General features: G+C 68.9%; 7 protein-coding genes. 5 read left to right on the forward strand and 2 right to left on the reverse strand.

The features are described 5' to 3' along the window. Positions 1–50: 50 nt before the first annotated feature. Positions 51–1,838: an FAD-binding protein gene (locus ABE473_RS00255; protein ID WP_346488014.1), complete on the reverse strand. Its 1,788-nt coding sequence runs from the start codon at positions 1,836–1,838 to the stop codon at positions 51–53. Between the two features lie 248 nt (positions 1,839–2,086). Between ABE473_RS00255 and ABE473_RS00260 the strand changes: the two genes are divergently transcribed. Continuing rightward, entirely contained in the window at positions 2,087–6,850 is a 4,764-nt protein-coding gene (locus ABE473_RS00260; protein ID WP_346488015.1) for an ATP-dependent helicase, read from the forward strand. A 103-nt stretch (positions 6,851–6,953) separates the two neighbouring features. Further along, positions 6,954–8,525, forward strand: a complete 1,572-nt coding sequence (locus ABE473_RS00265) for an arylsulfatase (protein ID WP_346488016.1) — start codon at positions 6,954–6,956, stop codon at positions 8,523–8,525. 74 nt (positions 8,526–8,599) lie between these two features. On the opposite strand, the gene ABE473_RS00270 is transcribed toward ABE473_RS00265, so the two are convergent. After that, entirely contained in the window at positions 8,600–9,757 is a 1,158-nt protein-coding gene (locus tag ABE473_RS00270; protein WP_346488017.1) for an alkene reductase, read from the reverse strand. A gap of 146 nt (positions 9,758–9,903) precedes the next feature. On the opposite strand from ABE473_RS00270, the gene ABE473_RS00275 reads away from it, so the two are divergent. The 3 genes from ABE473_RS00275 (at position 9,904) to ABE473_RS00285 (ending at position 12,635) form a co-directional block, all read left to right on the forward strand. After that, positions 9,904–10,833, forward strand: a complete 930-nt coding sequence (locus ABE473_RS00275) for a LysR family transcriptional regulator (protein WP_346488018.1) — start codon at positions 9,904–9,906, stop codon at positions 10,831–10,833. A 78-nt stretch (positions 10,834–10,911) separates the two neighbouring features. Continuing rightward, entirely contained in the window at positions 10,912–11,328 is a 417-nt protein-coding gene (locus tag ABE473_RS00280) for a DUF2231 domain-containing protein (protein ID WP_346488019.1), read from the forward strand. Beyond that, the gene (locus ABE473_RS00285) at positions 11,325–12,635 is read left to right on the forward strand and encodes a sorbosone dehydrogenase family protein (protein ID WP_346488020.1); all 1,311 of its coding nucleotides are present in this window, start codon (positions 11,325–11,327) and stop codon (positions 12,633–12,635) included. The genes ABE473_RS00280 and ABE473_RS00285 overlap by 4 nt, the downstream gene beginning before the upstream one ends. Positions 12,636–12,668: the final 33 nt, after the last annotated feature.

A 12,668-nucleotide genomic window follows, 5' to 3' on the forward strand; every position in this document is an offset into this window, starting at 1 on the left:
CGGGCGGGCTGCGCGCAGGCTACGCCAGCGCAGGGGCAAGCGCACCTGCTTCAGCCGGCGATCCGCTCGAAGCCGTCCGCGCTCCAGTCTTCACTGCCGACACCATGGTGGATGACGAACAGACCCTGCGGATCGTAACGGCGCTTGGCCGCCTGCAGCCGGGGGTAGTTCGGTCCCCAGAAGGCCTGCTGCCAGTCTTTCTGGAAGTAGTCGCTCTCCGAGACATAGGCCGGCGCCGACGGCGCCACCACGCTCAGTGCCTGGTAGGCGCGCGCAACGTTCAACGCGCCGCGGCGTGCACGGGGCTCATCGACGTTCAGGCCGAGGCCCGGATACACCGGCCCGCTGGCGTTGCCGATGATGGCCAGCGCGAAGGCATCCAGCACCGCCGGATGGGTGGCGGTTTCGCGGCTGGCCGCCAGCGCCGCCGCGGGCGCTCCGAACAGGCCCTTGTTGCAGTGCATGCCGACATCCATGTGCTCGGCGGCCGCGCAGATGGCTGCTGCCGCCTGCGTGCGCCGGGCATCGTCGAGCAGGGAGGAGGGCAGCCAGGCCGAGGCGTAGCCATGCAGGAACCAGCCGACCTGACCCTGGTCCCCCTTCCACAGCATGTGCCGGGAGGCGGCGCCCTCGCGGGTGTCCTCGGCGATCAGCGTGGGGGCGTGTTCGCGGAAGAAATCGGCGTCCCACATGTGGCGGGCGGGCATCGCCAATGCCTGCAGGGGGTCGGTGATGGCGTACGCCGGCCGGGCGCGGACCCAGTCCAGGAACGGCGTCCAGGTCGCTTCGGCCGCGTCGCGCGACAGGCCCTGGAATACCATCGAGATCGACAGGCGGCGCTTGTCTTTGAAGGTGAACTGCTCGCCCCAGTGCGCGTTGCACAGCGCGTCGCGATAGAAGCGCAGCATCTCCGCCACGAGGGCCTGCCAGCTGGCGTCGTCGCTGGCCTGGATCTGGCAGGAGACGCCGCCGAAGGTGTCGGGCAGGGCATGGGTGCGCAGCGTCATCCGGGTGACGATCCCGAAACTCGCCGCGCAGCCGCCTTTCAGGGCCCAGAACAGTTCGGGGTCATTGTCGGCGTTGACGATGCGGATCTGACCGTCGGCGGTGACGATCTCGGCTTCGAGCAGGCTGGCCGCGGCCGTGCCATGGGCTTTGGAGAAACTGCCGAAGCCGCCGCCGGTGACCAGGCCGGTCACGCCTACCGAGGTGCAGCCGCCGCCCTGGACATAGCGCCCACCGCGGGTGGTGACCGCATCGTAGGCATCGATCCACATCGCCCCGGCGCCCACGCTGACCGCCGGCTGCGGTGCGGTGCCCGGGCGGGCGTTGTGGGCGACGAAGGCATCGTGCAGCTCGACCTGGTTCATCGCGCGGGTCCAGACCAGCAGCGAATCCGGCGCACAGGACGTCCCGTGGTAGCTGTGCCCGCCGCCTTTGACCACCAGCCGCAGGTGATGGGTCCGGGCGAAGTTCACCGCGGCGGCGACATCGGCACTGTTGGCGGCGGCCACCAGCTTGGCGCTGGGCACCGAACGCCACGCGCCGAAGTAGCCGCTGGTCTGGGTCAGTGCGGGCTGGTCGCCGAGGTAGAACGGGTTCTGCAGCTGCTCCAGCGCCGCCGCGCGGGTGGCGGGGTCCGCGAGGAACGGCGACTGCGGCACCGACAGGCGACCGCCGACGGCACGCGACAGCCGCTCCCACGCCGCAGCGGCAGGCCAGGCCGCGGTGCCGGGACGTACCCGGGCAGCACCGGCCGCGACGGCGGGTCCGGCCTTGAGCAGCATCGGCAGCAGCGGCAGGGTCAGTCCAGCCTTGAGGCAATCGCGTCGTTTCATCGGGGTGGTTCCTGTGGCAGTGCCGTGTTCGATGCCGGCCAGTGTGGTCCCGTAGAGGCCCGCCAGCCGTGGCCTGGGGCCGAAATCCGGGGGTGAAGGGACGAGTGGTGGCGGGCCAGGGGCGACCGGTGCCCGGCAGATGCGACGCGATCGGTGCCGGTTGACGCATGCCCTACGCGGCATACCCTAGGCTGGTTCCCTTGCGCTCGCGGCCGATGCCGGGCGACCGTCCCACGACACCCGGATCCATGCCGACCCCGAAAGACCCCACGCCCGATTCACTGGCTGCCTTCACTCCCGCTACGCGCCACTGGTTCACGGCGGCGTTCGCGACCCCGACCCCGGCACAGGCGCAGGCCTGGGCGGCGATCAGCGCCGGCCAGCACACCTTGGTCATCGCGCCGACCGGTTCGGGCAAGACCCTCGCCGCGTTCCTGCAGGCGATCGACCAGCTGTTCCGCAGCGGGGCGCCGAAGAAGCGCGGCACCCGCGTGCTGTATCTCTCGCCGATCAAGGCGCTCGGCGCCGATGTCCAGCGCAATCTGCAGATACCGCTGCAGGGCGTCAGTGCCGAACGTGAGCGGCGCGGCGATCCGGCAGTCACCCTGTCGGTCGCGATCCGGACCGGCGACACCACCACGGCGGAGCGCGCGCGGCTGCTGCGGCGTCCGCCCGACATCCTGATCACCACGCCCGAATCGCTGTTCCTGATGCTCACCTCGCAGGCGCGCGAGACCCTGCGCGACGTGCATACCGTGATCATCGATGAGATCCATGCGGTGGCCGGCAGCAAGCGCGGCACCCATCTGGCGGTGAGCCTGGAGCGGCTCGACGCCCTGTTGCGGGCGCCAGCGCAGCGCATCGGGCTGTCGGCCACGGTGCGACCGGTCGAAGAAGTCGCGCGGTTCCTCGGCGGCGACCGCCCGGTGACCGTGGTCCATCCGCCCTCGCAGCGGGCCCTGGATGTCCGCATCGTGGTGCCGGTGGAGGACATGGCCGACATTCCGCCACACCCTGCCGCGGCCGATGCGCCACCGGCGTCCGGGCGGATCGGGTCGATCTGGCCCCATGTGGAGGCCAGCATCCTGGACCAGGTGTTGGCGCGGCGTTCCACCATCGTGTTCGCCAACTCGCGGGGCGTGGCCGAAAAGCTGACCGCGCGCTTGAACGAGCTGTACGCCGACCGCGTCGCCCGCGGCCAGGTCCCGGCGCAGGCCCCGACAGCGGCGCCCGCGCCCGAGCACTACGGCTCGTTCAATGGCGGCACCGCCGGACGGGCCGCCGGTGCGGAGACGCTGATCGCGCGGTCGCACCACGGCTCGGTCTCCAAGGAACAGCGCCGCGAGATCGAACAGGCGCTCAAATCCGGCGAACTGCGCTGCGTGGTGGCAACCTCCAGCCTGGAGCTGGGCATCGACATGGGCCTGGTCGATCTTGTGATCCAGGTGGCCGCACCGCCCTCGGTGGCCAGCGCGCTGCAGCGGGTCGGGCGCGCCAGCCACCAGGTCGGGGGCATCTCGACGGGCCTGGTCTACCCGCGCACGCGGCGCGACCTGATCGACGCGTCCGTGGCGGTGGAGCGCATGCTGGCCGGCGAGATCGAAGCCATCGACCCGCCGCGCAACCCGCTGGACGTGCTGGCCCAGCAGACAGTGGCCGCCGCCGCGATGGAGACGCTGGACGTGGAGGCCTGGTATGCATGCGTGCGCCGCGCCGCTCCATACCGGTCGCTGCCCCGCAGCGCCTTCGATGCCACCCTGGACATGCTGGCCGGGCGCTATCCCTCCGATGATTTCGCCGGCTTCCGGCCGCGCCTGGTCTGGAACCGGGTCACCGGCGAACTCAGCGCGCGCCCGGGTGCGAAGCAGCTGGCGGTCACCAGCGGCGGGACGATTCCGGACCGCGGCATGTTCAGCGTGGTGCTGCCGGAAGGCGAGGAGCGTGCCGGGTCACGCCGCGTCGGCGAGCTCGATGAGGAGATGGTCCACGAATCGCGGGTCAACGACGTGATCACCCTGGGCGCGACCTCGTGGCGGATCGAACAGATCACCCACGATCAGGTCGTCGTCACCCCAGCGCCGGGCCGTTCGGCGCGCCTGCCGTTCTGGCGCGGTGAGGGGGTCGGCCGGCCCGCCGAGCTGGGCGAGGCGGTGGGCGCCTTCATCGGCGCGCTCGACGCCGTGGTGGCGGACGAGGGGGGCGAGGGGGACGAGGGGATTGGGCCTGCACTGCGCGAACGGCTGCAGGCCGCCGGGCTGGCCGACAACGCGATCGCCAACATCGCCGGGCTGCTGGCCGAGCAGCGCGAGGCCACCGGTGTGCTGCCCACCGATCGCAGCCTGGTGCTGGAGCGCTGCCGGGATGAGGCCGGCGACTGGCGGTTGATGCTGCATTCGCCGTATGGGCGGCGCGTGCACGATCCGTGGGCGCTGGCGGTGGCCGCGCGCATCCGCGAACGCTGGGGCGTGGATCCGGCGGTGGTCGCCAGCGACGACGGCATCATCGCGCGGCTGCCCGACGCACACGGACGCCTGCCGGGCGCGGAGCTGTTCCTGTTCGAGCCGGAGCGGCTGCGCCGGGAGGTCACCCGCGCCGTGGGCGGATCGGCCCTGTTCGCCGCGCGCTTCCGCGAATGTGCCGCACGCGCGCTGTTGCTGCCGCGGCGTACGCCCGGCCGCCGCTCGCCACTGTGGCAGCAGCGCCTGCGCGCCGGCGAACTGCTCGCCATCGCGCAGGGCTACCCGGAGTTCCCGATCCTGATCGAGACCGCGCGCGAGTGCCTGCAGGATGTCTACGATCTGGACGCGCTGGATGCGCTGATGCAGCGGCTCGCCGAAGGCAGCGTGGCGATCGCCGATGTCACCACCGAGGTGCCGTCACCGTTCGCGGCGAACCTGCTGTTCGGGTATGTCGCCGAGTTCATGTACGGCACCGATGTGCCGTTGGCCGAACGCCGCGCCTCGGTGCTCTCGCTCGACAGCGGCCTGCTCGGTGATCTGCTCGGCCAGGTCGACCTCGGCGAACTGCTGGATGCGGCCGTGGTCGAGCAGGTGGGCGATGAGCTGCAACGGCGGGCGCCCGATCGACGAGCGCGCGGCAGGGAAGGGATCGCCGACCTGCTGCGCGAACTGGGGCCCCTCACCGACGAAGCGCTGGCGCTGCGACTGGTCGATACCGATCCTGCGCCTGAGCTGGCCGCCCTCGTCGATGAGCGGCGCGCCTTCCCGGTCCGGATCGCCGGCGGTGTGCACTGGGCGGCCATCGAGGATGCCGGGCGCCTGCGTGATGCCCTCGGCGTGGGCCTGCCGACGGACGTGCCGGCGGTATTCCTGCAGCCGTCGGTGGACCCGCTGGGCGAACTGCTCGCGCGATACGCACGCACCCATGCGCCGTTCACCACGGCGGAGGCCGCCGCCGCGTTCGGACTCGGCGTGGCCGTCGTCGATGCGGCATTGGTGGGGTTGGAAGTGCAGGGCAAGCTGCTCAAGGGCAGCTTCGGTGTGGCCCGCCGGGATGCACGCTCCGCCGCCGCCATGGCCGGGCCGATGCCGTTGGCCCGCCACGAATGGGTCGGTGACGCGGTATTCCGTCGGCTGCGGATGCGCTCGCTGCAGCAGGCCCGCGAGGCGACCCGCCCGGTCGCGCGCGAGGCATATGCCTTGCTGCTGCTGGAGCGCCATGGCGTGCTCGCCGACGCCGAACAGGCCGCGCAGGGCAGCGTACACCGCGGCGCGGGCGCGCTGGAGGGCATCGACGGGGTGCTGCGCGTGGTCGAGCTGCTGGCCGGCGTGGCGCTGCCGGTGTCGGTCTGGGAGCAGCAGATTCTCCCGGCGCGCGTGGTCGACTACGCCCCGGCAATGCTCGATGAGCTGCTCGCCACCGGGACCGTGGTGTGGGCCGGGCATGGGCGGCTGGGCGATGAGGACGGCCTGGTCTCGCTGCATCTGCAGGAGGTCGCCGCCGAGACACTGCCGGCACTCCAGGTCTCGGCCGCGCTGTCGCCCTTGCAGGAGGCCCTGCTGCAGGTGCTGGCCGACGGCGGCGCGTACTTCGCGCGCCAGCTGGTCACGGCGGTGGGCAGTCACTGGGCGCGGGCCGGCACGCCGACTACGGATATCAGCGCCGAGCAGCTGCACGCCGCGCTGTGGGACCTGGCCTGGGCGGGCTACCTGAGCACCGATCTGTGGGCACCGCTGCGCGGCATGTCCGGCGCACGCGCGCCACGGCCGCGGGTCGCGCGCACGTCGCGGCGTGGTCGAGGCTTCCGTGGCATCCCGATGGGGGAGACGCCCTTGGCCGACGGCGCGTCGGCAGTGATCGCCAGTTTCGCCGCACCCACCCTGGCCGGGCGCTGGTCGCTGCTGCAGCGCGAGGCGATCAGCGACACGGTACGCGCGGTGGCGCTGGCCGACGGCCTGCTGGACCGGCACGGCATCGTGACCCGTGGCGCGGCGGTGGCCGAAGGCATCGCCGGCGGCTTCCCGGCCCTGCAACAGGTCTATCGGGGCATGGAGGATGCGGGCCGCGTGCTGCGCGGCCGCTTCGTGGAAGGATTGGGTGGGGCGCAGTTCGCCGACCGCCTGATCGTGGATAGGCTGCGCGACATCGCCGAGGCCCTGCGGCCCGGTGCCGCCGAGGTCGCCGTCGGGTTGTCCGCGGTCGATCCGGCCAATCCGTTCGGGACCGTGCTGCCCTGGCCGGTGCACGGCTCGCGCGTGCGGCCGGTGCGCCGCGCCGGTGCCCTGGTAGTGATCGGCGGTGGGCGGCTGCTGATGTACCTGGCCCAGGGGGGGCGCCAGCTGCTGACGTTCTTCGACGCGGACGATGTGTCCCTGGCAGACACCACGGCTGCCGCGGCCAAGGCGCTGGCCAGTGCACTGCGGCGTGGCCGCCGCACCTCGTTCACCGTGGAACTGATCGACGATGCGCCGGCCCGACGCGATGGCCTGATGGACGCGCTGCGGGCCGCCGGTTTCTCCAGTGCGCCAAAAGGCGTCAGCTGGGAGGGATGAGCAGGGGGAGGCGAAGACTTACTGACGCCGTCTAAGTAGAAACACGCTGGCCGCGACGATGACCGACACGGACTATTGAGCACCACCGTCGTCGGAGAAGTGCATGGCCAGCTCATCCGCAAAGAAGAAGCCCGGTTCATCCGCAAAGAAGCCCAACATTCTCGTCATCTGGGGAGACGACATCGGCATCTCCAACCTGAGCTGCTACTCGCGCGGCCTGATGGGATACCAGACGCCGAACATCGACCGCTTGGCCAACGAGGGCATGCTGTTCACCGACTCCTACGGCGAGCAGTCCTGTACGGCAGGGCGTTCGTCCTTCATCACCGGCCAGAGCGTCCTGCGGACCGGCCTGTCGAAGGTCGGCATTCCGGGCGCGCCGGTCGGCATGAACGAGAAGATCGTCACCATCGCCGCGCTGCTGAAGAACGAGGGCTATACCACCGGGCAGTTCGGCAAGAACCACCTGGGCGACCTCAACCACATGCTGCCCACCAACCATGGGTTCGACGAGTTCTACGGCAATCTGTACCACCTCAATGCCGAAGAAGAGCCGGAGATGTACGACTACTTCCCCAAGGACGAGTTCGGGGATTTCATCGAGACCATCAAGCCGCGCGGCGTGATCCACAGTTTCGCCACCGACAAGGATGACAGCACCGACCAGAAGCGCTGGGGCAAGGTGGGCAAGCAGAAGATCGAGGATACCGGCCCGCTGGACCGCAAGCGCATGCTGACCTGCGATGACGACTTCGCCGACCGCGCCAAGGCCTTCATCAAGCAGGCGAACGACGACGACACGCCGTTCTTCGTCTGGGTGAACTTCACCCACATGCACCTGATCACGCATACCAAGAAGGAAAGCCTGGGGCAGGCCGGGCGCTGGCAGTCGCCGTATCACGACACGATGATCGACCACGACAAGAACGTGGGCTCGTTGCTCGATTACCTCGACGAGCTGGGCATCGCCGAAGACACTCTGGTGGTGTACTCGACCGACAACGGGCCGCATCGCAATTCGTGGCCGGATGGCGGCATGACGCCGTTCCGCAGCGAGAAGGACACCAACTGGGAAGGCGCGTTCCGGATTCCGCTGGTGGTGCGCTACCCGGGCAAGATCAAGGCCGGCTCGGTCTCCAACGAGATCGTGCAGCACCATGACTGGCTGCCCACCTTCCTGGAACTGGCCGGCAACAAGGGCGTGGTCGACGACCTCAAGAAGGGCGTCAAGGCGATCGGGCGCACCTACAAGAACCACATCGACGGTGTCAGCCTGCTGCCGTACCTCACCGGCAAGGAAGAGAAATCGCCGCGCAAGCTGTTCGTCTACATCTCCGATGATGGCGACATGCTCGGGATCCGCTATGACAACTGGAAGGTGACCTTCATCGAGCAGCGCTGCAAAGGCACGATGCAGATCTGGGGCGAACCGTTCACGGTGATGCGCATCCCCAAGATCTACAACCTGCGCACGGATCCGTACGAGTTCGCGGACGTGACCTCCAACACCTACTGGGACTGGTACATCAACCACGTCTACATCGTGTACGGCGCGATCGCGTTGCTGACCAAGTTCAACGAGACCTTCGTGGACTTCCCCAAGATCCAGAAGCCGAACACGTTCACGGCCGACCAGGCGGTGGAGAAGCTGCAGGAAGCAGTGACCGGCAAATAGCGGCAGGGTGTGCGTCCGCGCCAGCATCAACGAACGGGGGGACGGGATGTCCCCCTTTCGTCGTGCCTGCCGTATCAGGCTGCTTCGGCGGCCGCGGGCTCGCGTGCAGGAACGTAGGCCGGGTAGTCGATATAGCCGGTGGCGCCGCCGCCATAGAACGTCTCGCGATCGGCAGGCGCCAGCGGCCAGCCGTTCTGCAGGCGTGCCACCAGGTCCGGGTTGCTGATGAAGCCGGTGCCGAAGGCGGCCAGATCGATCACGCCGGCATCGATCAACTGCTCGGCGCGCGCGCGGGTCATGCCGCCGGCGAGAATCAGCGCGGTGCCGGGCAGGTGCGGCTTCAGCGTGCGCAGCAGACCGCCGAAACCCGAATCGCCCGCGCCATCGACCGACTTCTGGCCGACCTTGAAGCCGGACTGGTCCATCAGATGCACATAGGACAGGCCACGTTGACCGATCGCCTGGATGAGCGCGGTGTAGGTCGCGTCGATCTCCGGATACAGCGGCATGTCGAACAGCTGGCCATACGGCGAAAGGCGGATGGCGGTGCGCGAGGCACCGATGCGCGCGACCACGGCATCGATCACCTCGTGGGTGAAGCGCAGCCGGTTCTCCAGCGTCTGCGGGCCGTACTGGTCGCTGCGGTCATTCACCCGCGGATTGATGAACTGCTCATGCAGGTAGCCGTTCGCCCCATGGATTTCCACGCCATCGAAGCCGGCGTCGATGGCATTGGCGGCCGCCTGCGCGAAGTCGGCGACGATGCGCGCGATCTCCTCCGTCTGCAGCTGGCGCGGGGCCGGCGAGGCCACCAGCGCGGGCTGGCCGTGCGCGTCGTAGCCGAACGCCTGCGCGCCCACCGGCAGGCGCGAACTGGCGCTGACCGGGAGCGCATCATCGGCCTGGATGGTCGGGTGCGAGACCCGGCCGACGTGCCAGATCTGCGCGAACATCCGGCTGCCCAGTGCGTGGACCGAATCGGTGGTCAGGCGCCAGCCGGCGATCTGCTCGGCGGTGAAGATGCCGGGGTTGAACAGGTAGCCCTGGCCCTCGCGGGAAATGGGCGTGCCTTCGCTGACGATCAGGCCGGCGGTGGCACGCTGGGCGTAATAGAGCGCAGTGCGCTCATCGGCGGCGTCGTGCGGGGCACGGGCACGGGTCAGCGGGGCCATGACCACGCGGTTGCGCAGGGGCAGGCCGGCGAGGTCGAAGGTGTCGAAAAGGGCGCTCATGGGGAGTCCAGATGGGGGAAGGGGGAGGGCATGGCGATCCGCCATGCGCGTGACCTCATCGTATGGGCATGCGATAACGGCCACAATCCGGCCTTGAGACAAATTACTATTGCTGAAATCGCAATTCAGACGCCGACGCCCCCGCCATGCAGCTCAAAGCCCTCCGCTATTTCCTCACCGTTGCCGCCACCGGCAGCTTCCTGGCCACGGCGCGGCACTACCGGGTGCCGGCGTCGTCGGTATCGCGCTTCATCGCGGCACTCGAGCAGGATGTCGAGCAGCAGTTGTTCTACCGCAGCACGCGCGCCGTGCGGCTGACCGAGGCCGGCGAGCGCTTCCACCTGCAGGTGCGCGATGCCGTCGACCTGCTGGACGAGGCGGTCGAACAGCTGGAAGGCCGCGATGCCGGACTGCGGGGGCTGATCCGCATCAACGCCCCCGAATCGCTGGGGCGACTGCATATCGCCCAGATCGTCAACACATTGCAGGCCCAGTATCCGGAGCTGCTCGTGGAGCTCACCCTCACCGACATGCTGATCGATCCGGTGCAGGAGGGGGTGGACATCACCATCCGGGTGGGGCCGCTGGTCGACTCGGGCCTGATCGGCAAGGTCATCGCGCCGCACCGGAACCTGCTCGCCGCCAGCCCGTCCTACCTGGCCGCGCACGGCACGCCGGAGCGCCCCGAGGATCTGCTGCAGCATCAGTGCCTGGTCTACAAAGGCCAGCTGGGCATCCAGAAGTGGTACTTCCGCGCCACGCCCGACGCGCCGTTCAAGGCCTTGAACGTGACCGGGCCCTTGCGCAGCAACAACGCCGAAGCGTTGCTGGCGGCCGCGCTCGCGGGGCGCGGCGTGGTGATGTTCCCGACCTGGCTGTTCAACCCGGAAACCCTGCAGGGCGGACACATGGTCACGCTGCTCGATGACTGGGAGTTTTCGCCGCAGTCCGAGCGCGTCCATCTGCAGCTGCTGTCGCCGGAAAACAAACTGCGCTCGCGCAAGGTCCGCGAAGTCTCGGCATTCCTCACCGATGCGATCGGCTCGCCACCGTACTGGGATCGTGCCGTTCCCTGAGTCCAACGGCCATCGGCACCCCCATCACGCGTGCAGTGGCAGGATCAGGAGAGATTCGCCCCTCACCAGGAGACCACCATGGCTTCGACCGTTGTCCTGACCCGATCATGGGTCATCCATCCGTTCCACGCCGCTGTGCTGGGTGGCGTGCTGCCGCTGTTCCTCGGCGCGCTGCTGGCGGACTACGCTTACTGGAGCTCGTACGAGATCCAATGGTCCAACTTCGCCTCCTGGCTGCTGATCGGGGCCATGGTGATGACCACGCTGGCCCTGCTGTGCGGGATCGTCGGCCTGGTCCGTCGCAGCCGCAACCTGGTGTATGTGGTGCTGCTGGCCGTGACCTGGGGCGTGGGCTTCATCAACTGCCTGCACCACGCTCGCGATGCGTGGGCGGTGATGCCGGCCGGGCTGGTGCTTTCGGTGATCCTGGCGGTGCTGGCGTTGATCGCGACCTGGGTGGGACTGTCCAGCCTGCGCGCGGGAGGTGTCCGATGAACCGCCAGACGATCCGGATCCTCTCGGTGTCCGCGCTTGCGGTCGCGCTGGCTGCCTGCAGCAGCAAGGCCCCCGAGCTCGAGCAGTACGGCGGCAACCCGGAGATGCCCAAGCCGCATCGCGGGCTGATGCCGGACATGACCATTGCCAAGCCGGCCCAGTGGGGCGACACCCTGCCGACCGTGCCCAAGGGCTACCGGATCTCGGCGATCGCCACGGATCTGAGCATTCCGCGGCAGACGCTGGTCCTCCCCAACGGCGACATCCTGGTGGCGGAAGGCCGGGGCGGCAGCGCACCGAATCTGAAACCGAAGGACGTCATCGCCGGCAAGATCAAGGCCAAGGGCAATACCGCGGTCAAGAGCGGCAACCGCCTGACCCTGCTGCGCGATTCCGATGGCGATGGCACCTATGAATTGAAGACGGTGTTTGCCGACAAGCTCAACGCCCCGTATGGCCTGGCGATGATCGGCAATGCGATCTACGTGGCCAACCAGGATGCCGTGGTGCGCTTCGACTACCAGGACGGCCAGACCAAGGCGGCCGCGGCCCCGGTCAAGCTGACCGACCTGCCCGCGGCGATCAACCATCACTGGACCAAGGCGATGACCGCCAGTGCCGATGGCCGCTACCTCTATGTGGGTATCGGCTCCAACAGCAACATCACCGAGCGTGGCATGGCGGTGGAAATCGACCGTGCGCGGATCTGGCAGATCGACGTGGCTACCGGCGCGCACAAGGATTACGCCACCGGCATCCGCAATCCCACCGCACTGGCGATCCAGCCGGGCACCGGCACGCTGTGGGCGGTGGTCAACGAACGCGATGAAATCGGCCCGAACCTGGTTCCGGATTACCTTACCTCGGTGAAGGAGGGCGGGTTCTATGGCTGGCCCTACAGCTACTGGGGCAAGAACGTGGATCGTCGGGTGATGCCGCAGAATCCGGCGAAGGTCGCCTCGGCGATCGCACCGGACTACGCGCTGGGCTCGCATGTGGCCGCACTCGGCGTGGCGTTCTCGTCGCCGGTGATGGGCACGCAGTTCGCCGATGGCGTGTTCGTGGGCGAGCACGGCAGCTGGAACCGCAATCCACCGGTCGGCTACAAGGTAGTGTTCGTGCCCTTCAGCAATGGTCGCCCGGCCGGCGAGCCGATCGATTTCGTGAGCGGCTTCTTCGGCGAAGACGGCAAGACCCGCGGCCGCCCGGTCGGCGTCTCGGTCGATCCGCGCGGCGCCCTGATCGTCGCCGACGACCTCTCCAACACGATCTGGCGCGTCACCCCTGACGGCACGCCCGCTCCGTAACGCTCCATTAATGGGGACGGAGGGGATTAATAA

It is taken from the genome of Stenotrophomonas sp. TWI700, from assembly GCF_039673645.1.
In the GTDB taxonomy this organism is placed as follows: domain Bacteria; phylum Pseudomonadota; class Gammaproteobacteria; order Xanthomonadales; family Xanthomonadaceae; genus Stenotrophomonas; species Stenotrophomonas maltophilia_AA.

Excerpts from the sequence above, each read along its gene's own strand:
- ABE473_RS00270 (WP_346488017.1), bottom strand. The coding sequence starts at position 9,757 with ATGAGCGCCCTTTTCGACACCTTCGACCTCGCCGGCCTGCCCCTGCGC.
- ABE473_RS00280 (WP_346488019.1), top strand. The coding sequence starts at position 10,912 with ATGGCTTCGACCGTTGTCCTGACCCGATCATGGGTCATCCATCCGTTC.
- ABE473_RS00275 (WP_346488018.1), top strand. The coding sequence starts at position 9,904 with ATGCAGCTCAAAGCCCTCCGCTATTTCCTCACCGTTGCCGCCACCGGC.
- ABE473_RS00255 (WP_346488014.1), bottom strand. The coding sequence starts at position 1,838 with ATGAAACGACGCGATTGCCTCAAGGCTGGACTGACCCTGCCGCTGCTG.
- ABE473_RS00285 (WP_346488020.1), top strand. The coding sequence starts at position 11,325 with ATGAACCGCCAGACGATCCGGATCCTCTCGGTGTCCGCGCTTGCGGTC.
- ABE473_RS00265 (WP_346488016.1), top strand. The coding sequence starts at position 6,954 with ATGGCCAGCTCATCCGCAAAGAAGAAGCCCGGTTCATCCGCAAAGAAG.
- ABE473_RS00260 (WP_346488015.1), top strand. The coding sequence starts at position 2,087 with ATGCCGACCCCGAAAGACCCCACGCCCGATTCACTGGCTGCCTTCACT.